Origin of the sequence: Sphingobacterium composti (assembly GCF_009829075.1) — a bacterium.
GTDB classification, from domain to species: domain Bacteria; phylum Bacteroidota; class Bacteroidia; order Sphingobacteriales; family Sphingobacteriaceae; genus Sphingobacterium; species Sphingobacterium composti.
The window spans coordinates 40,312-64,113 of record NZ_WUQZ01000008.1 but is presented as its reverse complement, the minus strand read 5'-3'; the positions used below and the strand labels follow the sequence as shown (position 1 = coordinate 64,113).

The window sequence follows — 23,802 nt, the reverse complement described above, 5'->3', positions numbered from 1 at the left end:
GTGAGTAAACTTTCAAAAAAATATAATTTAGCAAAAGCATACCTAGCAATTATGTTAGGTATGCTTTTCACTTTTGCAAGTTGTTATCGTCATTCGGACATGCAAACTGAAGGCGTTGCAGTACTTCAAGGAGTTTGGGTTCAAGACAGTGTTCATAATAAGGAACAATTATTGAACTACACGCTTCACGAATTCACTTTTCGTTGCGATTCCATCTATACAGTGATGGACGTACATGCGAAAACCAAAACAATGCCCGATTCTTGTTTCAAAAACGGAAATTGGAAAGAATATGCGAAAGGCGTGTATGTACAACGTGGAGATAGTCTTATTGTGGAAGGTATATTCACAAGAGAAAATGGCAAACAAAAAATTTCCGGCTGTTATAAAAACGGACAATATTTGCCACGATTTAAAATCATTTCTATTGCAGCAGACAGTATCGTGTTGCAAAATAAATTTGAATCCAAACCAATCACTCTTCGCAAAACACAGGATATTACCTGCGTTCCAAAAAAACGTTGGGAAATGTAAAATTAGTATATATCCCCTAATACGTATTTATTGAATCTTGTTGACATCACTATGGTAGAGGTTACATTACAAAACACATTCATTGGACATCAAAATCCTATTTATACTTTGGCAATAGACGAGCAGAATGGCTTGTTATATTCAGCTGGCAATGACAAAGGAATTGTAGAGTGGGATTTGAACACCTTAAAGTTCAAGCGTGTTTTGTGCGCAGTTCCTTCTTCAGTTTATAACTTGTGCTATATTATTGAAAGGGATTTATTAGTAGCGACTTTGCGCTCTGGGGGTATTTTGGTAATTCGTAAATCTGAACCGGAATTAATTGCAAAATTGACTATTGATAAAGGAGCGGCATTCGTAGTGAAAGCTATTTTGTCAAAAAATGAATTAATCGCAATTGATGAATATGGGAAAGCTTATGTATGGAGTTTAAATAACTTCGAATTACTTTATTCATTTCAAGTCATCAATACCACAGTTCGTAGTTTGGCTTTGGATGAGAATAAGCATATTTTAGCTGCAGGGGATAAAAATGGCTTTATACACTTGTGGGATATTCGAGATTATCATAAACTCACTTCTGAACAAGTTCACACACAATCTGTAACAAGTTTAGCTTTTGTAGATGGTTACTTGATTTCTGGAGGAAGAGATGCTAAGATGTTCAAGACTTCTGTTCCTTACTTATCAAAAGTTGCTGAAATTACGCCACATATGTTTACAGTTTACGGTATTATTCCGTTGAACAATTCACTTATTGCAACTGTAAGCCGAGACAAAACCTTAAAAATCTGGGATACAGATTTCAAACTCTTAAAAAATCTATCAAGGGATAAAGGAATTGATTCTCATCATTTGTCAATTAACTCAATAGCCTATATTGAAAAACAGCAATTAATTTGTACTGCTGGAGATGACAAAATGGTGAAGATTTGGAAAGTTGTGTTTTAATCAAAATCCGACCCACTAGTCCTGCATCATGTAGAATTTTCTTTTTTGATATATTAGGTAAATTATCGTAATCACACTAATACTTAATACGCCTATAAACAAATACTCCATGATGTCATAAAGCAGTGTACCTATATTAGCTTGTATATTATAGAAATATGATCCAAGAACACCTGCAGTATATCCCACTAATATTGCAGGCAATTTACATAGCATGGTTTTGTACCAAATGAAACTAAAACTCCCTAATAAAAATAAAATAGATAGAATAAAAAGTAGCAGATGATCTGCTGGCAATCGAAGAAATTTATTGATGGTAGGAATACCATTAAATCCAAGTAAATAAACGAACCAACCACTATACAAACCTAAGGAAGTACGCGTAAAAATATGTATAAAAGAAGGATTCTCTGTATCACGTATCTTGAATATTAGGTTTAGTTTATTCAAGGAATAATAGGTCCCTATGCTACACAGATAAGCAATGATTAAAAAATTATTTAATTTAAAAACCATACTCATTCCCAAGAAAAGTTGATTTACAAGCATCCAATTACCGGACTTTTCTACTTGTTGGGCTAATGGTGCATCTTCATCATTTTCTCTTTTTAAGACAATACAATAAAATATTGCAGTAAGAACAAGAACGATTGTTATTATTTTCCAAATATTGAAAGTGTCAACATGTGGGGTGAGGTAAGACCAATTCGTTGAAAACGTATCATAAATGGACAATCCATAAATTTTCTTATCATCTACTATTATAATCCAAAAACAATTTATAACAATAAATAATAAATTCAGAAAAGCAATTTGATGTGCACTTCTCATCTAATCAATCCCATAAGATAGATCCGTAAAATAATCAGTTAGTTTATTAAAGATAATATTTCTTTAATATATTTTTCATCTATTTCATTAAAATTATTAATACTTTCACTGTCGACATCCAAAACACCCATCAGCATTCCCTTTACATAAAAAGGGATGACAATCTCTGATTTAGAAAGAGAACTACAGGCAATATGACCTGGGAATTGTTCCACATCCGGAACGATTAGCGTTTCTTCTTTAGCCCAAGCTGCACCGCACACTCCTCGGTTGTAAGCGATTCTTGTACATGCTACAGGACCTTGAAATGGGCCTAAGACCAATTCATTATCTTTAACCAAATAAAATCCTACCCAAAAGAAGTTGAACTGCTCTTTCAACGCAGCGCTGATATTTGCTAGATTAGCAATCAGGTCTGTCTCCCCATCTAACAATCCTTTGATTTGAGGTAGCAAACTTTTGTATTGATCTTCCCTATCCCCAGAAATTATTTTTAAATCCTCCGCCATGCTATAATTTATAATTGTCACAAAGATACACTAAGCAATATTATGTGCAGATAAATAGTAGAATTTTATTGGAATAATAGCTTCAAACTAAAGCCAAAATAGGTATAGGAAGACGCATATGTCTGCGACGTATATGGTCTAACCGCATTAGAATTATAAAACAATCGTATGTTATAAAATCGATTAATCGTATAATCCACAGAAGGATTTAAGGTAATATTTTTGTTACCACCAGTTACTTCTTCATATTGTACCCCTGTACGATACATCGATACTTTTCTGTCATTCAGAGCCACATCTACTCTGAAATTCACATCATTCTTCCAATTTCGCGTAGCGAACAAATTGAATGGTAACCGTGTATTTAATTTGCGAAACCCAATTCCTGCAATAAAAGATTTCTCATCTAAGGTAGAAAGTTGGCTATTTTCTAAACTCAAAGCGATATCCCTAGACTTACGGTATTCTGACGTTATACTAAGTTGATTATCCAGTCTAATATCAAGACCAATCAGAGGCAAAAATCTATCGGTCAACGTAACCTGACTATACTGATGCCTTGGTATGAAATTATTATTTCTATCACGAATGAAAGGAAACTGCTCTACTTCCTGGTATTGAATATTCGAGTAGTAACTTGATATACTGTACTGCGATTGATAATGGTGATTAAACGTAATGGCTCGGATGAAATCATCTATTCCCAAAAGCTGCGCTAATCCAGAATAGTAAACGCGCCAATTTGGTAATGGAAAATGTGGTTTATTTGGCCTTCCAATCACGAATTCCTTATTTAAATACGTTTTCAAAAATGCATTTAGAATTACATCCTGTTGATTTTCATCGTATCCATCCCAAAAGAATTTTGCATTGCGTCCCGTCGAATTGGGGTTATAATTACCTAACAATTCAGATATCAATAATTTATTGTTTTCAAAATCCTGAAATAATGTTGAACGATTTTTGAAAGATTTTCTCATTCCAATCTGTGTAATAGAATAACTCCCTGTTTCGTAGAAATTCTTATCTTCAAACCCTTGGAAAGGTAATGTATTATTTCTATTGTCAATTTTGGAACTTGTAAAATCTATGCGAAGACCTTTCAAAGGCTCTGTATGTGCTAGTGCAGAAAAGTTTTTCGAATAGGATTTAGTATAAATTCCTTGTTGCAAAGAGTCGCTGGTCAGCCATTGATTGTCTCTAGCTCGTTCTAAAATATCAACTTGTGATCCTAAAATGAAATCCCAACCGGGTGCATTTTGAGAGAAACTATATCCCAACATCGTTGAGTTTGGCAAATATCCAGGTAAATAACTACCCTCGACCTTTGTATACGCAGCATTAAGCGTGCGTACACTAGTTAGCAATCTTACCAGCGTCGAAACAATACTGTTGTCTGTTGGTTTTGTATGCTCTCTATAGAATCTAAATTTATTATACAGTTGATTAAAATTCAAATTCGGGTTTACCTGAATGGTTCGGTTGTTTTGAATGCTATTACCCAAGTTGATATTTTCATCTTTCCACAAATTCAAAGGTTCACTTTGCCAGTTAAATTGTGTCCCATATCGCGTTGTTATATTTATCCATTGCAAATAAGAAATTTTATTCAGCGGAAAAGTATACGTGAAATTTAGCATATGATTGTAATCCATATTTTTACCCAATTTCCAAAAGTTGTTCCATAGGGTGTCTCTTCTTGCGCCATCCAATCTTCCATTTGGCTCATCTATAATTGCATAATTGGTCGCATTGAAATCTAATCGTAATGACGTCGATAAATCCCAACTGATACCATAGATACGATTCGTATTAAAATTTTTGTTGTAATAAGTGGGTAAAACATTGTTATTCGCATTATCTCTAAAAGTATTTTCATGATAAATACGATTTACATCCATCCGAAAGCTTAATAACGAAGGCGTTAAGTTATAATTGATATTCTGTAGTATTTTTACCTTTTTAAAAGGCTCTTTAAATGCCACATTAGGGTTATTAAATGTATAATCAACAGAACCTTTATAAGTCTTCTGCAAGGAGGAAGCCGTATACAAGTCACGGTGTGCATATTCATTATACAAATAGGAAAGTGAAAAATTTTCAACGTTCCATGGTTTCAAAACTTTATCAGAATGCTGAAAAAGTTTGCGCGCATTGATTATGCTAAAGTTTTTGCGTTTGGTTAAGTCTTGTACATGTCGTAGTAATGAGTCTTGATCACTTTCAGAAAGTTCTTCTAATGTTTTACTTAGCAGAATATCTCCGTGGAATGGGTTATACTCTGGCGTACCCAATTGCTGTGAGAAATTAAAATAAAGAGGGATAGAAACTGCATATTTGGGATGAATAAATTTCCCCAATTCAGCGTTTGCCATGAAGTCTAAAGAAGTTCGTTCTGTTCTTTCCAGTTGTGATATTCGTTGTGAAATATCACCAAAACCAGCTGACAATTTTGTGCCTGATACCGAAATATTTCCCAAATCGGCAAGTTTCACGTGCAACTGCCCTGTAGCGGCCCATCTGCTTTTGTTTTCAAAATCAGTTACTCGCAATTCATTAAACCAAAATTCACCTGAAATATCTCTTCCATCATCTACAGGATTTGCTGTATTTGTTGATTTTAATGGATTTTTGACACCAAGCATATAGAATTTAACCTTTGATAAATCAGGACTGCCTTTAATTGTAATCGTGCTTTTACCTTCATGATATACAAAAGGTATATCCAATGGCCAAGTCACACCATCCTTAAAGGCATTGTTTCTGGCTATTTTTGCCTCTCGTAATGCATTTAGATTTACTATAACATTATTTTCCGAAGGCCAAATAATATGCGGAGAGCTGCTTCCAGGAGGAGTAACTTTCAAAGGCGTTTCGAATTGATAGTAGTGGAGCTGATCGTCGGTGCCGAGACGTATAAATGCAGCAGCATCACCATCCCTTAGCGTTTGGCCCTCTGCATGTACGAAAAATTCGATATTACCATATGGTCGAAAATCATAAGACGCATTTTTGAACGCAGCACGCCCATATCCGTCTTTAACGTTTTTGACAGTAAGACTCAAGGATTGCTCATTCAATTGCACATCCAAGTTATTATTTGCGTAATCCACTTGTCTATTAATTGTAGGTGGCAAAACATATGGAATAGGCGTTCGTTTGCCGTTCTCTTCTATATTAACGTGCGCAACTTCTAATCTAGATAGATCAGCAGGTGGATTAGTGCCCAAATCGGCGTCAGCAATAACCCACTGTGTATTATTATTTGGATTGTATTGTCTCCAATCACTTTTCACGAATTGCATCTGCGCAAAACGTAATACAGTCGTATCCGCAAAATTTGTCAGAAAAAGACGTACAAAGCGAATAGACTTAAAGTCATTGATGTTGCCATATTTCCTTCCAAATTCTCGAATAGGGATTCTCAATTTATACCATTTAACATCTTCTTTTCTATTCAATACAATTGCTTGTGAAGTGTGTTCATCAACTATATAATTATTACCTAGAAACATATCTTGCGGACGCAGTGATATTCTATATTCATAATAATTATCTGCCTCGTTCATTGTGTTGTCTCGACTTATATCTTCAGCATCAGGTAATAGTGTGCGCGCGGCATTCTCTACAGCATAAGTTTCTAAAGATTGATTCTGCGTCTTTGAATTTCCTTCTGTTCCATTAATGTGTTTATAACGCGTGAGAATACCTTGACTTTTATCCCAATGTTTGCCACGATAATAATCATAATCATCGCTCGCTGGATCTCTCTCTATTTTTTCAAAAGCTTCAGGGCTCAAAACATTTCTCATATGATTTAAGAACGTGTTATGAAATTGAGCTTCCTCGACATTAGAAAGCCCATCCAAACCGACATCTTGGTATACACGGCTTTCATCTGTATTTTCAAATACTGCATTGATTGGTTGTAATCGACTCACATATCCCCAGACAGTTCTGTCTAAAACAGTTTTATCACCATTTGCAGGTATGGCATTTTCTAAAAATTTACGTCCATCTTTGAGAATGTCTTCCGAAAGATTACCCAAATTTATATACAGATCTCCTCCTTCACTATTAGGATTTGTAAGTGTGGGATCCATCATCCAAAGTTCTAAATATTCTATATTATTTGTTTCAAAATCGGTTTGTTCTAGCTTTCTAAATATTCCAGCCCACCGTTGTCTTGGTTGTGATAATGTTCCATCAGTATTAGTCCCTGAAACACTAAAATTATAAGGTCCTCGAATCATTGGATAAAATGCCAGATCTAAAGTCGGTAAAAAAGCATCTGTGCCAGTTTTAATTTCTTTGAAAGGGAAAACTTCTTGTTCAGTAATGCGTCGTGTTCGGTGATCAGCCAAGAATTTTGCTTCAATATTGGGGTTTAAAGAAGAAGATTGGTAGAAAATAGGATCAATATTATAAAAAGCGAGGTGTGCCCTATTGTATCCGTATGCAAGGTCATTACTGAATGTATGTTCGGGAAAATGTTGAGGTGTTGATGAAATTTGCCAGCCTTGCTGGCTTTTGATTGGAATAAAACTGAAGTTATTTTCGAAATCGTCAATATATGCAATTCCCTTTCGATCACTCTCTGCGTTTAAAGCTTTTGCATAACCTGGTCTTGAGTGTGCTACCTCAGCCGAAAAGCTGATCATTGATTCTTCATTCGTCTTATAGAATGGCAATTTATCCACGACTGTGGTTAACCAACTAGATTTTGTGGAATACTGAATGTCTGCACCAACCATTGTATTTGAAATAGATTCAGCACCTATTTGAACTTTTTCTGAATAAGGTCGTTCGCCTAAGTGCATGAATGTCGCTCCAAACGCAAGGTTTTCATTTACATTGTAGTCTAATCTAGCACCTAAAAATGTTTTTTGTTGAGATCCAAAAATCGCACTATCTTCAATCTTAACTCGCAAAGTACTTCCACTCAGCAATAATGCTTGATTTAGCACACTAAGGCTTCCTATTTCATAGTCTACAGTATAATCCACATCTTCCTGAAGTAATAAACTACCAGAATACACTTTTACTGAGTTTGGCTTTAAGTCAAATACGCCTAATTGAAATTCCGAACTGCTATTTGACTGCATAGATCCAGCCAGTCGATACCTATCCTTATTCGGATAGCGTTGAATAGCATCTACTTGAGTCAATTGATACAATTCTGGAAACGTATAATTTTCCTTTAATGAAGATTCAGAAGATTCAAAAAGGTTTTCTAAGTCTTTACCAAAAGGCTCAATTGACGGAAATATCAGTTTGCCTCTAGTATTATCTATTGTTATACCAGGGAAAAAATCTAATATACCGTCTGGCCCACTATTATTGTTGGCGGTTAGTTTATCTAAACCTGTTAAATCCAACCATGACTTATTACGTGTATTGACGCCTTCATACATTATAGGATTTTCAGTTGCATTTTTAGTGTCATTACGAACAATTTGCAGTTGCAAATCTTGCTCACCAAAATTATTTCCACCTAAAGCATAAATGTTTTTCATCATCAGATCCCAGGTAGGAAGATCGGTTTTAAGCACTTCATTTTTCAAAAGTTTCGTGTACAGAGCTTTTGAATTTACCGCATCAAATGCAATATCTGTAGACAAGTCTCCTACTTGATATTCTTTACCATTTGCAATATAACGATACGCCACTGCCAACACTTGATCATCATTTAATGGAAACTGAAGGGAGATATAGCCTAACTGCCTATTGACATGAAAATCTTGACCTTCGATTAGTTTCTGAGCAGCACTCAATTTCGCATAGTTTTCTGTTGAACCGGTACCAGCAAAAAAGGAAGACAAAAAGTTATTGTTTGGATTTCGTCCATTTTCACCTAATAAATCAAGGAGATTGTTTGAAATGTCGTTGGCACGCTGAGTAAAGAATCCTGAATTGGGAAAAGTAGAACTATTATTCCCTGATATAACGGCATTAAAAGGCTTTTTTTCGCCCAAATCCAATAACGCTACGATATCTCGAATTCCTTCTGTCCTATTAGCTCTATTGCTTATCCAAACTTCTATGGTTGTAATTTGAATCGGTGAATTAATAATGGGTGCCGTACGCAAGCTTCTATTGTAATTTTCTCTGAAATAATGTGCCAAAAAATAATGTTGATTTGCTTCATAATTACTTAACGGAAGATTGATTTGGCGCCTGGCTTGACCATTTGAGATAATTATTTCATGGTTCTCAGAGCGCTTTTGTGAAAGAACACTTGTGAGATTCACTTTCCCTATTTGCAATTGCGTTTTGATTCCAAAAAGAGCTTCCGCATTACCCAAGAGTTGTGATCTTGTCACGAAATTGACATTGCCAATTTCAAGTCTTTGCAAAATATCATCGGGTTTACCCACGTAATCAAATTTAATTTGATTTTCAAAATCAAATTCAGCGTCCGAACTGAAATTAGCTAGTACACGACCACGTTCACCGATTTTCCCTATTAGGTTTAAATTAAAATTCTGGTCAAAATCCACTCCCCATAAATTTCGATGGCGTTCATTAAGCAATGGATTTTCATTTCTATTTTTTTGTGCAAAAATAGAAAGATCAACGCTTCCCTTAGGAGTTATTTGAATAGTATTTCCTCCGAAAATTCGTTCGAAAGCAGGACTATTTACTAGTATAGGTTTTATTAATTTTGAAGATGTATCCCTTCTAATCGGACTATTAGATGTATTTGTCCAGTAATTCTGTATTGCAATCTTATTCGCTAACTCATTGGATACTTTGCGTGGAAGATAGTTCCGAAGTGAGTTACTATTTTTAGTGAATTGAAATTCATACAACTGAATATTGGGATTGTATATATAAGGTTCGTAATGAATATTATTAGGAAAAGAAGAAGAAAATTTAAAACTATCACCTAAAGACATAAGTGTTTGACCTTGACTAAAATGACATAGCAAGCAAAGGATAACAATTAGGTTAAAGAATCTAAGATTCGTCAAGGTTAGTGCCAGTTAAGGACTTTGTATCAGATTTATTTATACAATAAGTATACGATTTCTTTTAAAAATAACAAAGCCGCAAAAAATTACTTTTGCGGCTCCATACTATTTAATACTACAATTTGTCGTATTACAATTTTTTAAGTGCCAATTTAATAATTTGTTCGACGGTAAGTGCTTCATTCGTTTGTACGATAGAAGCTAATACTTTCTCCACTTGATTCTTTGCAAAACCCAACATCACCAATGCTGATAATGCCTCGTCAGGTACAGATTGTTTTGCAATAGGCAACGGTAATAAAGCATTATCACCTTGTTTTTTCAATTTGTCCTGCAATTCCAAAATAACACGTTGTGCAGTTTTTGGACCAATACCTTTGATCTTTTGAATTAAAGCCACTTGACCATTAACTATAGCCGATTGAATCTCTTCTGGTGTACTAGATGAAAGCATCATTCGTCCAGTATTTGGCCCTATACCTGAAACTGATATCAAGTGATTAAACAAATGTCTCTCCCCTTCAGTTGCAAAGCCATACAGCGTATGTGAATCTTCACGAACTTGAAAAGAAATAAACAATTTGCAATTTTCAAGATCTTTGATCTGCGAAAATGTTGTTAGAGAAATATGGATATGGTATCCAATACCTCCAACATCCACTATGACATGGGTAGGGGCTTTGAATACCAATTTACCGTTGAAATAATCGTACATTCTTTATTGTTTTTCGTGAGACTGTGCGTCCACAACCGCTATTGTTACCATATTCACTATTTCGCGTACAGAACTATCCAATTGTAATACGTGTACGGGCTTGTTCATTCCTAACAATATAGGTCCTACAGCTTCCGCATTACCAACTTCTTGCAACATTTTGTAAGCAATATTTCCTGACTCTAGATTCGGGAAGATAAGCGTATTGGCAGCTTCACCATTTAAAGAACTGAAAGGAAAGTTTGATTTTAACAAATCACTATTTAATGCAAAGTTGGCCTGTAATTCACCATCCACAACTAATGAAGGGTGATTTTGGTGTAATAATTTTACAGCTTCACGCACTTTTATAGAAGTTGGACCATCATTCGAACCGAAATTAGAGTACGACAATAAAGCTACACGAGGCTTCACATTGAAACGACGGACTGTTTTCTCTATTAAAACTGTAAGGTCTGCTAATTCTTCTGCTGTTGGGTTTTCATTTACGGTAGTATCACCGAAGAATAAAGGACCCTTTTCTGTTAGCATCATATACATACCCGCTATGCGGCTACCTGGTTTTGCGCCGATTACTTGCAAAGCTGGTTTGATGGTAGATGCATAATTACGAGTTAAACCTGAAATCAATGTATCTGCATCACCAAACTCTACCATACTAGCTGCATAGTAATTGCGGTTTGTAATTAATTGAGTAGCATCAAATTTTGACAAACCACGACGTTGACGCTTTTTATATAGATTGTCAACATACTCACCAAAACGGGCTGTTTTTACTTCTTCACGTGGATCAATAATAGTTACATTTCCAAGTTCAAAAGCATATTCTTCAATCAGATTGTTGATCTTTTCTTTATTACCTAATAAAATAGGAATAGCAATACCTTCTTCTTTTACGATTTGAGCCGCACGAAGAGTTTTATAGTTATCAGCTTCTGCAAATACTACACGTTTTGGATTATTCTTCGCAACAGCTGAAAGGTGACGCATAATGCCATCATCTTTTCCTAAGCGCTTACGTAATTCCTCTTTATATAAATCCCAATTTTCAATGGTTTTGCGTGCTATACCCGACTCTATTGCCGCTTTTGCGACAGCCATTGATACTTCTGTGATCAAACGTGGGTCTGTTGGCTTCGGAATCACATAATCTGTACCAAAGCGTAAATTACTTGTATTATACGCTTGATTTACTTCTTCAGGAACAGGTTCTTTGGCTAATTCAGCAATAGCTTTTACAGCAGCAATTTTCATCTCTTCATTTATTGCCGTAGCTCGCACATCTAATGCTCCACGGAATATATAAGGAAAACCTAAAACATTGTTAACTTGGTTAGGATAATCAGAACGTCCTGTACCCATAATAATATCATTACGCGTAGCTACAGCTAGATCGTAGGCAATTTCTGGATTAGGATTTGCCATAGCGAGTACAATAGGCTTTGGAGCCATCGTATTCAACATTTCTGCAGTCAATACATCAGCTGCTGATAAACCTATAAACACATCAGCATCTTTTACTGCATCCGCTAATGTATAAATATCTCTATCCGTCGCCCATTCCGCCTTAGTGGCGTCCAAATTATCTCTGTCTTTACGAATAACACCTTTGCTATCCAACATGACAATATTCTCTTTGCGCGCACCTACAGCCACATACATTGCTGTACATGATATTGCAGCAGCTCCAGCACCATTAACTACGATTTTTACATCAGCAATATTTTTTTCTTGAAGTTCACAAGCATTAATCAAAGCGGCACCTGAAATAATGGCTGTACCATGTTGATCATCGTGCATTACTGGGATATTCATTTCTGCTTTTAGACGTCTTTCGATTTCAAAACATTCTGGCGCTTTAATATCCTCTAAGTTGATCCCACCAAAAGTAGGCTCTAATGCTTTAACGATGTTGACGAATTCGTCAACATTCTTCGTATCTAATTCAATGTCAAATACATCAATGTCCGCAAAAATCTTGAATAAAAGACCTTTACCTTCCATTACTGGCTTGCCTGCCTGCGCGCCAATATCACCAAGACCTAAGACAGCTGTACCATTACTGATAACAGCCACAAGGTTTCCTTTGGCAGTATATTTATAAGCATCTTCTGGATTTTCAGCGATAGCTAAACAAGGCTCTGCTACACCAGGAGAATACGCTAAGGATAAATCTCTTTGAGAATTGTACGGTTTTGTTGGAACGACTGCAATTTTTCCAGGACGACCCATTGCATGATATTTTAGGGCATCCTTTTTTCTGTTTACATTGCTCATAATTGATATTTACTAATCTACTTAATCTACAAAAGTATTATTATATTATAATAAGGACGAAAATATTCACTATTATTTTAATGTATTAAGTAGAGTAAACATCCGTTGTCGCATTTGTGACCCAGATCCGTCATAATTGTATACTAATAGAGAGAATGTGTATTTTTTGCCGTCTTTCGCTGTATGATAGCCTGTATACCCTAATGTTCCATTGATAGTACCACTTTTCATGGTCATCTCATTATAAGTGGGCAGACTATTGTTGAATTCCGCAAACCAAGGTCTTTTGAGCGCATATTGCATGATTTGATTCATTGCTTTCGTAGTTACATTATTTTGAGGAGATAATCCAGAACCATCAACTACATCCAATTCACTACTTCTAATATTTAACTTTTGTTCCCAATATTTTTTCAAATATTTTGCTCCATCAGAAGTTGATATTTTCCCTCCACTGATATTAGCAATACTTCTTAATAACGCTTCGCCATAAAGATTGATGCTACGTCTATTGAACCAATATACAATTTCATGTAAAGCAGGAGATATATGGGTATTTAGGTCTTTAGTAGATTTTGGAACTTGTAACCCTTCTTCAAATAATCTTTGACCAGTCGTGATTCCTTGAGCTACGTCTATACTATCAATGGCTAATACCTTACTCAAATTGTATGCTAAATCGTAAGCAGGATCTGGTAGGGATATTTCAACAGTCTTTTTCAAATCTTGACCATACGTCCCCTTTATAATAATTTTTTCACTATAAGGACCAGAATATGCATATACGTTATCACCTGTACCTTTGCCTCCAACTGTCACATGATTTATCAGTTTTAAATAACTCAAATCTGAAGTGGTATTTTCTATAGGAGCAGGTTTTTGAATATCATTAACTTTGAAGTTTATACCCGAGCTATTTTCTCGCCAATTTAAAGAAGATATACCTGCGCCATAATAATTACCAATATCAGTCCACGGCCATCCTCCTGGAACATCAATACCATTATACATTCGATCGTCAGCAATGATTCTTCCGTTTATTGACTTAATTCCGTAATCCATAATCGCTTTTTTCCATTTTGCCAACACTACATCTTCTTTTGTGTGCTCATAGCGATTACTTCCTAAAGTTGGATCTCCCTCACCATGAATGACCACATCACCATGTAAAACACCAACAGAATCAATTTCACCGGCATAGTATAATTTAGTTTTGTAAGTATAGTCTTTGCCTAATATATCTAATGCGGTAATAGATGTGATCACTTTGAGTGTAGAGGCGGTAGGAAGACCAACAGCAGCATTTTTTTCAAATACTGTTTCTCCAGTCTCTGAATTTATGACATGTAAAGAAGCCATACCATTTGTTAAAGAAGTGTGATTGGAGAAGATCGTGTAATTTTGCTCTAGTTTTTGTTTGATATTTTGCGCTTGAGCTTGGAACATAATTCCCGCACTAAGAAAACTAACTAGTAATAAAGAATGTATTTTCATATTCATGGGTATATTAGCAAAGATAGTTTTTTTAAATATTTGGACACTGTACATAATTTGTAAAATTACCGACTTCTTTGCGTTGAAATTTCAAATTTGGGCTTATAAATGGTTAACTTGCATCACTTATTACATATAAAACTATGTCACATTTAGAAAGATTAGGAAAGATCAGATCGGCTATGAGTAGCCAAGGAATAGATGCATATATCATTCCATCTTCTGATCCTCATATTAGCGAATATCTTCCAGATAGGTATAAATGTATTGCGTGGGTTTCAGGTTTCACAGGATCTGCAGGCACCTTGGTTATTACTCCAGATTTTGCAGGTTTGTGGACTGATGCACGCTATTTTGTTCAAGCTAATGAACAATTAGAAGGAACAGGTTTTGAGTTGGTGAAATTAAAAACACAAGGCGCAGCTGAATATGCAGATTGGTTGGGCGAAAAGTTACCACAAGGTGCGCAAGTAGCTTTTGATGGCAATTTAGCTTCGCTTTTAGTGGCGCAAACAGTTAAAAACACATTGAAACCATTGGGCATTAATGTAAATGGACATGTAGATTTATTATCTGCTATATGGAATGATAGACCTGCCCTTCCACAAGTAAAAGCCTATTTGTTAGATGAAACAATTACTGGTCAATCTACCGAATCGAAATTGGCAGCAGTTCGTCAAATCTTAGCGAAAAGTCGTACAGAAAGTCATTTCATTTCTTCGTTAGATGATGTGGCTTGGCTATTGAATATTCGTGGGCAAGACGTGCCTTGCAATCCAGTAGTGCTGTCTTTTGTATATCTTTCTCAAGAAAAAGCTATTTTGTTTATTGCAGATGGAAAGCTAACTTCTGAAGATATCTTGACTTTAAATAATCAAGGTGTTGAAATCGCAGATTATAATGAAGCGTTTGAATTTGTTAAGAATATTAAGGCAAATTCTATCTTGATTGATCCAAAACGTACTTGCTTTGCAATTTATGACAGTATTCCTTCTGCCGTCAAGATTATAGAAAAAATTAATCCATCTACTTCACTAAAAGCTGTTAAAAATGACATAGAAATCGAACATATTCGTCAGACGATGGTGAATGATGGCGTGGCAATGACAAAGTTTTTCAAATGGTTAGAAGAAACTATCGGACAAGAAGAACTGTCCGAAATTTCGATTGCCAAAAAATTACAAGAATTCCGTGCCGAACAAGAAGGTTTTGTGGACATAAGTTTCAATACCATCGCTGGATACTTGGATCATGGAGCATTGCCACATTATTCCGCTACAGATGAAAGTAATTATACACTGAAACCTGAAGGATTGTTATTAGTGGATTCAGGTGGTCAGTATAAGACTGGCACTACTGATATTACGCGCGTAATTTCTTTAGGGAATATTACACAGGAAGAAAAGGACGATTATACGATTGTGCTGAAAGGTACAATAGAAGGTAGTCAAGCCATTTTTCCAGTAGGATCTAAAGGTTACCAAATTGACGCTATTACACGTAGACCGATGTGGGCAACGTTACGCAATTACGGCCATGGAACAGGTCATGGAATTGGTTTTTTCTTAAATGTGCACGAAGGACCGCATGTGTTTAATCCTACCCCAACAGATATTGCTATCGAAGAAGGCATGATTACTTCGATCGAACCAGGTCTGTATCGTGAAGGAAAACATGGAATTCGTATTGAAAACCTTGTTTTGGCAAAAAAACACGATAACAGTATTTTCGGGGATTTTATGCATTTTGAAACATTGACCATTTGTTATATTGACATTAATTTGGTAAATAAAGATTTATTAGGACAAGAACATATTGATTGGTTGAATGAATATAATCAGTTTGTTTTTGACAAATTAGCACCACTTTTAACTACTGCGGAAGCAAGTTGGTTAGCTAACAAAACAAAAGCAATTTAATTCAAATTACCTAAGTACAATTCATAAAAAAAAGTGCCGTACGAAGATACGGCACTTTTTTATGAATATCACCTCAGTAATGTCTTACTGATGTCTACTTTCTAAATTTTTAGCAATAGTTTCTAACGATAGTCCTTTTTCACGTAATAACACTATCAAGTGAAATAACAAATCCGAAGCCTCGTTAATCAAATCCGTTTCACTTTCTGCAAGCGCTGCGATAACTGTTTCCACACCTTCTTCACCTACTTTTTGTGCAATCTTATTCAGTCCTCTTTGACGCAAACGATTCACGTAAGACTCTTCCGAAGGATGCTCAAAACGATGGTTTACAATACGCTCTAACTCCAACAAAAAGTTTTGGTTGAATTCTGTATTAAAACAACTGCGTGAGCCTGTATGACAAGTAGGACCAACCGGCTCGGCTTTGATTAAAATCGTGTCTTTATCACAATCGATATGATAGCTTTTTACATGCAAAAAGTTACCACTCTCCTCGCCTTTTGTCCATAATCTATCCTTCGTTCTGGAGAAAAACGTAACTTTCTTTTCCTGTTGTGTCTTTTGCCAAGCTTCATCATTCATGTAGCCTAACATCAACACTTCTAATGTTTGAAAATCTTGGACAATTACTGGAACTAATCCATTTCCTTTTTCAAAATCTATCATAGCTTTATTTATTTTTTGTCCTTTATCTGATAAGGACTAAATCTATTTTAACGTAATTTCGACGTAAGGAGAAATCTGTTATTAGATTTCTCACTACACTACGTTGCATTCGCAATGACGTAGTAAACAACGTCTTTGCGAGGAACGAAGCAATCACTTTCTCATTCGACCAAATTGAAGAAATGACGAATATTATCTAACAACAATACCGTTTTTACGTAATGTTTCTTTCAAATCTGGAATCAATATTTCACCGTAATGAAATACCGAAGCCGCCAATGCAGCGTCCACGTTTGCTTGTTGGAATGTATTCACAAAATGTTGCTGATTTCCAGCTCCTCCCGACGCTATCAATGGAATATTGATTGTATCGTTAATTTTCTTTAACAATCCATTATCAAATCCATTCTTCGTGCCATCATGATCCATCGAAGTCAACAAGATTTCGCCAGCACCACGACTTTCAGCTTCTTTAATCCAATTTTCAGTTTCGATATCCGTTTTGTCACGACCACCACGCAGATGCACATAGTTTTTGCCATCTACTAAACGTGTATCTACCGCAACAACCACGAACTGCGTACCGAAAGCTTTCGCTAAATCATCAATCAATTGCGAATTGCGAACAGCCGCTGAATTAATCGAAATTTTGTCTGCACCACTATTCAACAAGATTTCAGCATCGCGCATTTCATTTATTCCACCACCAATGGTGAAAGGAATATTCACTTGACGTGCAACCGCTTTGACCAAATCAATAGTAGTTTTACGCTTTTCGTGTGTAGCCGTAATATCCAAAAACACCAATTCATCAGCGCCTTGTTCCGAATATTGCCAAGCCAACTCCACAGGATCACCCGCGTCACGCAAGTCCACAAAATTGACGCCTTTTACCGTGCGTCCATCTTTGACATCCAAACAAGGAATGATACGTTTTGCTAGCATCTTAGAATTTAATTAATGATTTCAAATTCCAATCTTTGATCTCTTCAATTGAAATTTTATTTTCATAAATCGCTTTTCCTACAACGACAGATTCAATACGACCTAAATCGTTCAAGTCTTCGATATCTTTCATTGAAGAAATACCACCTGAACCGATCAATTTGATAATTGGCGAGTGATCTAATAATTTTTTGTACAATTCCACACCAGCACCACCTAATTTTCCGTCTTTAGAAATATCAGTACACAAGAATCGGAAAAATCCTAGAGCTAGACATTTATCAATGTACTCTACTAATTTGATAGGTGAACTTTCTAACCAACCTGAATATTTGATAACCTCATCCAATACGTCAATCGCAATGACGATGTGGTCAGCATATTTCACAGGACCTTGGTTCAAGGTTGCTAATTCTTCCAAGAAAGAAGGATTAGTAATTGCTTGCGTACCCACGATAACGCGGTATACACCTGCATCCACCAATTCTTTTACTTTCTCAATACTGCGTACACCACCACCGTATTGTACCTTCATATCCGTTTTTTGGATAATTTCAAAGAGGTATTCTTGGTTGGAGAAATCGCCTTTAGCACCGTTCAAATCAATAATATGTACCATTTCAGTACCATTAGCATAGTAATTTTTGATTTGTTCTTGTAAAGATATATCGTAGGTCGTCACGTCTTGGTAATTTCCTTCTCTAAGACGTACTACCTTTTTGTCTAAAACATCAATCGCTGGAATGATATACATAGTAATATTTTTATTTAATTAAAATCTTGAAAAATTTAATAACAACTGCTCGCCAAACTTACCCGATTTCTCTGGGTGGAATTGGACACCATAGAAGTTATTTTTTTGAAATGCTGCCGCAAAATCCAAGTCATACGAACATGTTGCCGCAACCGTAGCTTCATCGCGCTCAATAAAATACGAGTGCACGAAGTAAAAGTAGCTATTATCTGGAATATCTGTAAAAAGTGGACTGTTATTTTCAATTTTGATACTATTCCAACCCATATGAGGCACTTTTGAGCTTATTCTCTTGTCAAAATGTAACGTTTTAACTGGAAAAATGTTCAGCATATCCGCATTTCCTTCTTCCGAGAAAGAAGTCATCAGTTGCATGCCCACACAAATGCCCAATACAGGTTTTTGTAATGCCAAAATGGTATCCACCAAACCCGTATCCTGCAACTTTTTCATCGCAGCACCACCATGTCCCACACCTGGAATAATAACGTGACTATATTTATCGAAGTCTTCTTGGGTATTTATCATGCCATGCGCCACTTGGATTCTATCCAATGCCGCCGTCAATGAAAATATATTCCCCGCTCCGTAATTTACAATTCCAATCATATTATAAAGATATTAGATATTAGTACTTAGTAGTTAGTAGTTAGATTCCCAAAGTCTAAATACTAATATCTAAATAATGAAATACTATTATAACACTCCCTTCGTACTTGGCAACTGCATATTGTCTGCGTCACGGCGTATAGCTTTTTTGATTGACTTCGCAAAAGCTTTGAAAATTGCTTCAATTTTGTGGTGCTCGTTATCGCCTTCAGCTTTGATATTCAAATTCGATTTCGAAGCATCAGAGAATGATTTGAAGAAATGGAAAAACATTTCTGTCGGCATATCTCCGATTTTCTCACGTTTGAATTCTGCATCCCACACAATCCAATTACGTCCACCGAAGTCTAAAGCTACTTGCGCTAGACAATCGTCCATTGGCAAGGTATAAGAATAACGTTCAATTCCTCGTTTATCGCCTAAAACTTTCAAAAATATTTCACCTAAAGCGATACCTGTATCTTCGATAGTATGATGTTCATCAATATGCAAGTCACCCTTCGCTTTCACCGTTAGGTCAATCGAACCGTGACGTGCAATTTGGTCCAACATATGGTCGAAGAAAGGTAAACCTGTATCGATATCCGCTTTACCAGAGCCATCCAAATTCAACTTGATATAAATATCAGTCTCATTCGTTTTGCGGTGGTGTTCGCCTGTGCGAGTACCTAATTTTAAGAATTCGTAAATCGCTTTCCAGTCCGAAGTTTCTAAAGCAATAGCTTCTTCTGAATATTCTACCCCTTCATGCTTACCCAACTCATCATTATTACGCAACCAGATAGCTTTAGCATCTAAATTTTGTGCTAATTTCACATCATTTACGCGGTCACCTATAACGAATGATTCGGCCAGGTTATATTTTGTAGCATCAAAATACTCACCCAACATACCTATTCCTGGCTTACGTGTTGGCGCGTTTTCATGTGGAAAAGTACGGTCTATATGTTCTTTGGCAAAAGTAACCCCTTCGCCTTCTAATACTTCAATAATAAAATTGTGTACGGGCCAAAAGTTTGCCTCAGGATGTGAGTCTGTACCCAAACCATCTTGATTCGACACCAATACCAATTCAAAATCCAGTTCTTTCGCTATACGTGGTAAGTATTGCAAAGCACCTGGATAAAACTTCAATTTTGCAAAAGAATCAATTTGCTGGTCCTCGGGCTCTAAGATTAATGTGCCGTCCCGGTCAATAAATAAAACTCTTTTAATCAAATCTGCCATGGTTAGTTATATATAAAATTGCTTGATAGCCTCTATTAATTTGATATTCTCGTCTGCTGTACCCACAGTGATACGTAGACAGCCTTCGCATAATTCTACTTTTGAACGGTCACGTACAATAATTCCTTGATTCACTAAGAAATTATACAGTTCACGTGGTTCTACTAATTTAGCCAAGATAAAGTTAGCGTCCGAAGGTGTAATGTGATGGATTTGCTCGATTGTCACTAACGCTTCAACCAATTTTTCACGCTCCGCAACCGTATCTTTAATCCATTGATTCACCTGCTCAACATTTCCCAATGCTTCCAAAACTAAATCTTGAGTTGCTTGGTTGATATTGTAAGGTGGTTTTATTTTATTGAAAACAGCGATAATTTCTTTGCTTGCGAATGCCATTCCCAAACGTAATGCCGCTAATCCCCACGCCTTTGACAAAGTTTGCAAAATCACCAAATTCGGAAATTCGTTCAATTCTTGTGTGAACGAACGTTGTTTTGAGAAATTGATATACGCCTCATCAATTACGACGATACCGTCAAAATTGGTCAAAACTGTTTCGATATCTTGACGACGAATGCTATTTCCTGTTGGGTTATTTGGCGAACAAATGAAAATCAATTTTGTATTTGCATCAATGGCTGCCGCAATACCATCCAAATTTAACTGATAATCTGGAGTCAAATTCACTTTACGAATTTCTACATCATTGATATTGGCAGAAACTTCGTACATGCCGTATGTTGGCGGAACCAAAATCACATTGTCCACACCAGGTTTACAAAAAGCTCTGTACAAGATATCAATCGCCTCATCACTGCCATTTCCTAAGAAAATATTGTCTGCAGGAATACCTTTGATGGAAGAAAGTTTGCTTTTAACTTGATGTTGTAATGGGTCAGGATAGCGGTTGTAATGATGCGGTAGTGGAGAGCCAAATGAATTTTCATTGGCATCCAACAATACCGACGCTTCTCCTTTGAACTCATCACGAGCAGAGGAATAAGGGACTAGCCTTTTGATGTTGTCCCGTAAAAGATTCTCTAAGTTAAAAGACATAATTTTAGCCTGTTAAAATTAAGGCGTAAATATGAGGAAAATTATACAAAAACACTATACATTATACCATTTTCCTTCTAAACTCAACTCTGTATTGACAAATTCTAATTTTGCCTCCTCTAAAAGAGCTGTAAGTTCACGGTATCTCGCAGAATAATGTCCAAGCAATAATTTTTTAGCACCAACTTGCTTTGCAACTTGTCCAGCTTCAAGGCAGGTAGAGTGAAATGTTTCTACTGCTCTTGACAACATGTCGTGCATAAATGTGCTTTCATGATACAGCAAATCTACATTTTGTATGCTAGACATATACGACTCAAAAGCCCGTGTATCCGAACAATATGCATAACTTCGTGGTGCTGGAGCTGGTTTTGTGAGCTCAGTAGCTCGATATACAGTGCCATCGACATCCACACAATCCTGTCCTCGTTTCAACAACGGAAGAAAAACTGTTGGAATATTCATATTCGCGATTTTCTCGCGAATAATAGAAGCATTACGTTGCTTTTCATCAAAACGAAACCCTGTTGTAGGAACTCGATGTAGTAACGGAAATGATGTCACCGAAATGGAATTATTCTGAAAAATTAACTCTTCCGCATGTGGATTAGTCGGATGAAATATCAAATTGTATTGTAAAAATGTCTCCGAATATTTGAGTTGCAGATTTATAATTTCAATCAATGGCTCAGGACCATATAAATGAAGATCACTATGGCGACCATGCAGATTCATTGACGACAACAAACCCACAAGACCCAAATAGTGATCCCCATGCAAATGACTGATGAAAATGTGTGATATTTTATTACTCTTGACACCATAGCGGTGCAATTGCATTTGTGTACCCTCACCACAGTCGATTAAGAATATTTGTTCATTGAAATTTATAATTTGGGCTGTCGGATGCCGGTCAAAGATGGGCGTAGCCGAACTATTTCCCAAAATCAAAACTTCAAATTTCATAAAATTATTGTCCTCCTATTAAATCACGTTTTAGTTCATTTCCAAAAATAAAATCTTCAGCCGCAGCCAATGATTTCAAAATGGTAAAATGCTTATCCAAATGTAAGACTTTTAACATCTGTTCTATCTGCGGTTTGATATTAATGATAATAAAATCTCCACCCACAGTATGACACAATCGATGCGCTAATAGTCCCATTCGTAAACCTTCTTCTGTGATCTCATTCACTTGATTTAGATCTAGCACAATATTACGCTGTCCTGCGGTATTTCGTAACATGAATTCGCCTTTCAAATAATTAGCCGCATGACCATCAATTACCTCACGCAATGGTTCGATGACAACATATCGCTCGTGCTTATCAATTGTGTATTTCATAATGTAGTTTTGTATAGTGATTATAATTCTAGCAATGATTTGCTGACATTATTCTCGACTCTTGCTAACACTTCACCCTCTGCTGGATATTGGAATTTTTCGCCAGTAATATGCTCATACAACTCGATATAACGTTCAGAAATGGATTGAACAATCTCATCTGTCATCTCTGGAACTTGCTGACCTTCTTTACCTTGAAAACCATTTTCAATTAACCACTGACGTACAAATTCTTTCGAAAGTTGTTTTTGAGGCTCTCCATTGGCTTGTCTCTCTTCATATCCTTCTAGGTAGAAATAGCGAGATGAATCTGGTGTATGAATTTCATCCATCAAATAGATTTGTCCATCTTTCTTCCCAAACTCATATTTCGTATCTACTAATATCAGTCCTCTTTCCTTAGCAATTTCCGTACCTCTTTGATACAAAGCGTGTGCATATTTTTCTAATTGCTCATAATCTTCTTTACTCACGATGCCTTTCGCAATGATATCTTCTTTTGAAATATCTTCATCGTGCCCCACCGCAGCTTTTGTAGTAGGTGTAATAATAGGTTTTGGGAATTTATCATTTTCTTTTAGTCCTTCAGGCATGGTTACACCACACAATACACGACCGCCATCACGATAAGTACGCCAAGCATGTCCAGACAAATAGCCACGAATCACCATTTCCACTTTGAAAGGCTCGCACATATGCCCAACTGTAGCAGAAGGATCTGGAACAGAAATTACCCAATTAGGAAGAATATCTGCTGTAGCTTTCAAAAATTTTTCTGCAATTTGATTTAACACCTGCCCTTTGTAAGGAATCGGTCGAGGTAATACTACATCAAATGCCGAAATTCGATCCGAAGCCACCATCACCAAATATTCGTCATCTATAGTATATACATCTCTGACTTTACCTCTATAAAATGCCGTTTGTTTATCAAAATTGAAATTCGTTTCTTTTATCGCACTCATACTATCAAAAATGGCACCCCAAGGT

The 23,802-nt window shown here is 36.1% G+C and carries 18 protein-coding genes; 3 read left to right on the top strand and 15 right to left on the bottom strand.

Going from position 1 to position 23,802, the window contains the following annotated elements; genetic code table 11:
* Both GOQ17_RS07520 and GOQ17_RS07515 read left to right on the top strand, forming a co-directional pair.
* A complete protein-coding gene (locus GOQ17_RS07520; RefSeq protein WP_236537092.1) occupies window positions 1-534 on the top strand; it encodes a fumarate hydratase in 534 nt (177 codons plus the stop codon).
* Between the two features lie 51 nt (window positions 535-585).
* The gene (locus GOQ17_RS07515) at window positions 586-1,485 is read left to right on the top strand and encodes a WD40 repeat domain-containing protein (RefSeq protein ID WP_159636688.1); all 900 of its coding nucleotides are present in this window, start codon (window positions 586-588) and stop codon (window positions 1,483-1,485) included.
* A 15-nt stretch (window positions 1,486-1,500) separates the two neighbouring features.
* Here GOQ17_RS07515 and GOQ17_RS07510 read toward each other — a convergent pair whose 3' ends face one another.
* From GOQ17_RS07510 to dacB, 6 genes are all read right to left on the bottom strand, one after another.
* Window positions 1,501-2,316, bottom strand: a complete 816-nt coding sequence (locus tag GOQ17_RS07510) for a TspO-related membrane protein (protein WP_159636687.1) — start codon at window positions 2,314-2,316, stop codon at window positions 1,501-1,503.
* 38 nt (window positions 2,317-2,354) lie between these two features.
* A complete protein-coding gene (msrC, locus tag GOQ17_RS07505) occupies window positions 2,355-2,825 on the bottom strand; it encodes a free L-methionine (R)-S-oxide reductase MsrC (RefSeq protein WP_159636686.1) in 471 nt (156 codons plus the stop codon).
* A 65-nt stretch (window positions 2,826-2,890) separates the two neighbouring features.
* The gene (sov, locus tag GOQ17_RS07500; RefSeq protein ID WP_159636685.1) at window positions 2,891-9,724 is read right to left on the bottom strand and encodes a T9SS outer membrane translocon Sov/SprA; all 6,834 of its coding nucleotides are present in this window, start codon (window positions 9,722-9,724) and stop codon (window positions 2,891-2,893) included.
* A gap of 205 nt (window positions 9,725-9,929) precedes the next feature.
* Window positions 9,930-10,514, bottom strand: coding sequence for a Holliday junction branch migration protein RuvA (gene ruvA / locus GOQ17_RS07495; protein WP_159636683.1), 585 nt, complete (start codon window positions 10,512-10,514; stop codon window positions 9,930-9,932).
* Between the two features lie 3 nt (window positions 10,515-10,517).
* Window positions 10,518-12,791: an NADP-dependent malic enzyme gene (locus GOQ17_RS07490; protein ID WP_159636682.1), complete on the bottom strand. Its 2,274-nt coding sequence runs from the start codon at window positions 12,789-12,791 to the stop codon at window positions 10,518-10,520.
* Between the two features lie 72 nt (window positions 12,792-12,863).
* A complete protein-coding gene (gene dacB / locus GOQ17_RS07485; protein ID WP_236537091.1) occupies window positions 12,864-14,285 on the bottom strand; it encodes a D-alanyl-D-alanine carboxypeptidase/D-alanyl-D-alanine endopeptidase in 1,422 nt (473 codons plus the stop codon).
* A 143-nt stretch (window positions 14,286-14,428) separates the two neighbouring features.
* Here dacB and GOQ17_RS07480 point away from each other — a divergent pair, with 143 nt between their 5' ends.
* A complete protein-coding gene (locus GOQ17_RS07480) occupies window positions 14,429-16,204 on the top strand; it encodes an aminopeptidase P family protein (protein WP_159636681.1) in 1,776 nt (591 codons plus the stop codon).
* A gap of 84 nt (window positions 16,205-16,288) precedes the next feature.
* Here GOQ17_RS07480 and hisIE read toward each other — a convergent pair whose 3' ends face one another.
* The 9 genes from hisIE to GOQ17_RS07435 form a co-directional block, all read right to left on the bottom strand.
* Window positions 16,289-16,873: a bifunctional phosphoribosyl-AMP cyclohydrolase/phosphoribosyl-ATP diphosphatase HisIE gene (gene hisIE / locus GOQ17_RS07475; RefSeq protein WP_159636680.1), complete on the bottom strand. Its 585-nt coding sequence runs from the start codon at window positions 16,871-16,873 to the stop codon at window positions 16,289-16,291.
* 192 nt (window positions 16,874-17,065) lie between these two features.
* A complete protein-coding gene (gene hisF, locus GOQ17_RS07470; RefSeq protein WP_159636679.1) occupies window positions 17,066-17,818 on the bottom strand; it encodes an imidazole glycerol phosphate synthase subunit HisF in 753 nt (250 codons plus the stop codon).
* Between the two features lies 1 nt (window position 17,819).
* Window positions 17,820-18,572 (bottom strand): 1-(5-phosphoribosyl)-5-[(5-phosphoribosylamino)methylideneamino]imidazole-4-carboxamide isomerase, encoded by a 753-nt coding sequence (locus GOQ17_RS07465; RefSeq protein ID WP_159636678.1) that lies wholly within the window; start codon window positions 18,570-18,572, stop codon window positions 17,820-17,822.
* A gap of 18 nt (window positions 18,573-18,590) precedes the next feature.
* Window positions 18,591-19,181 carry an imidazole glycerol phosphate synthase subunit HisH gene (gene hisH / locus GOQ17_RS07460; RefSeq protein WP_159636677.1) on the bottom strand — a complete coding sequence of 197 codons (591 nt, stop codon included), beginning with the start codon at window positions 19,179-19,181 and terminating at the stop codon, window positions 18,591-18,593.
* 87 nt (window positions 19,182-19,268) lie between these two features.
* Window positions 19,269-20,408 carry a bifunctional histidinol-phosphatase/imidazoleglycerol-phosphate dehydratase HisB gene (hisB, locus tag GOQ17_RS07455; RefSeq protein WP_159636676.1) on the bottom strand — a complete coding sequence of 380 codons (1,140 nt, stop codon included), beginning with the start codon at window positions 20,406-20,408 and terminating at the stop codon, window positions 19,269-19,271.
* Window positions 20,409-20,414: 6 nt separating this feature from the next.
* A complete protein-coding gene (hisC, locus tag GOQ17_RS07450) occupies window positions 20,415-21,467 on the bottom strand; it encodes a histidinol-phosphate transaminase (RefSeq protein ID WP_159636675.1) in 1,053 nt (350 codons plus the stop codon).
* A gap of 54 nt (window positions 21,468-21,521) precedes the next feature.
* Window positions 21,522-22,433, bottom strand: a complete 912-nt coding sequence (locus GOQ17_RS07445) for a ribonuclease Z (RefSeq protein ID WP_159636674.1) — start codon at window positions 22,431-22,433, stop codon at window positions 21,522-21,524.
* Between the two features lie 4 nt (window positions 22,434-22,437).
* The gene (locus tag GOQ17_RS07440) at window positions 22,438-22,812 is read right to left on the bottom strand and encodes an STAS domain-containing protein (RefSeq protein WP_159636673.1); all 375 of its coding nucleotides are present in this window, start codon (window positions 22,810-22,812) and stop codon (window positions 22,438-22,440) included.
* Window positions 22,813-22,832: 20 nt separating this feature from the next.
* Window positions 22,833-23,777, bottom strand: coding sequence for a phosphoribosylaminoimidazolesuccinocarboxamide synthase (locus tag GOQ17_RS07435; RefSeq protein WP_159636672.1), 945 nt, complete (start codon window positions 23,775-23,777; stop codon window positions 22,833-22,835).
* Between the last annotated feature and the right edge of the window lie 25 nt (window positions 23,778-23,802).

Excerpts from the sequence above, each read along its gene's own strand:
- GOQ17_RS07465 (WP_159636678.1), bottom strand. The coding sequence starts at position 18,572 with ATGTATATCATTCCAGCGATTGATGTTTTAGACAAAAAGGTAGTACGT.
- hisB (WP_159636676.1), bottom strand. The coding sequence starts at position 20,408 with ATGGCAGATTTGATTAAAAGAGTTTTATTTATTGACCGGGACGGCACA.
- sov (WP_159636685.1), bottom strand. The coding sequence starts at position 9,724 with ATGTCTTTAGGTGATAGTTTTAAATTTTCTTCTTCTTTTCCTAATAAT.
- GOQ17_RS07480 (WP_159636681.1), top strand. The coding sequence starts at position 14,429 with ATGTCACATTTAGAAAGATTAGGAAAGATCAGATCGGCTATGAGTAGC.
- hisIE (WP_159636680.1), bottom strand. The coding sequence starts at position 16,873 with ATGATAGATTTTGAAAAAGGAAATGGATTAGTTCCAGTAATTGTCCAA.
- msrC (WP_159636686.1), bottom strand. The coding sequence starts at position 2,825 with ATGGCGGAGGATTTAAAAATAATTTCTGGGGATAGGGAAGATCAATAC.
- hisH (WP_159636677.1), bottom strand. The coding sequence starts at position 19,181 with ATGATTGGAATTGTAAATTACGGAGCGGGGAATATATTTTCATTGACG.
- GOQ17_RS07515 (WP_159636688.1), top strand. The coding sequence starts at position 586 with ATGGTAGAGGTTACATTACAAAACACATTCATTGGACATCAAAATCCT.
- GOQ17_RS07490 (WP_159636682.1), bottom strand. The coding sequence starts at position 12,791 with ATGAGCAATGTAAACAGAAAAAAGGATGCCCTAAAATATCATGCAATG.
- hisF (WP_159636679.1), bottom strand. The coding sequence starts at position 17,818 with ATGCTAGCAAAACGTATCATTCCTTGTTTGGATGTCAAAGATGGACGC.
- hisC (WP_159636675.1), bottom strand. The coding sequence starts at position 21,467 with ATGTCTTTTAACTTAGAGAATCTTTTACGGGACAACATCAAAAGGCTA.
- GOQ17_RS07510 (WP_159636687.1), bottom strand. The coding sequence starts at position 2,316 with ATGAGAAGTGCACATCAAATTGCTTTTCTGAATTTATTATTTATTGTT.
- dacB (WP_236537091.1), bottom strand. The coding sequence starts at position 14,285 with ATGAAAATACATTCTTTATTACTAGTTAGTTTTCTTAGTGCGGGAATT.
- GOQ17_RS07445 (WP_159636674.1), bottom strand. The coding sequence starts at position 22,433 with ATGAAATTTGAAGTTTTGATTTTGGGAAATAGTTCGGCTACGCCCATC.
- GOQ17_RS07435 (WP_159636672.1), bottom strand. The coding sequence starts at position 23,777 with ATGAGTGCGATAAAAGAAACGAATTTCAATTTTGATAAACAAACGGCA.
- GOQ17_RS07440 (WP_159636673.1), bottom strand. The coding sequence starts at position 22,812 with ATGAAATACACAATTGATAAGCACGAGCGATATGTTGTCATCGAACCA.
- ruvA (WP_159636683.1), bottom strand. The coding sequence starts at position 10,514 with ATGTACGATTATTTCAACGGTAAATTGGTATTCAAAGCCCCTACCCAT.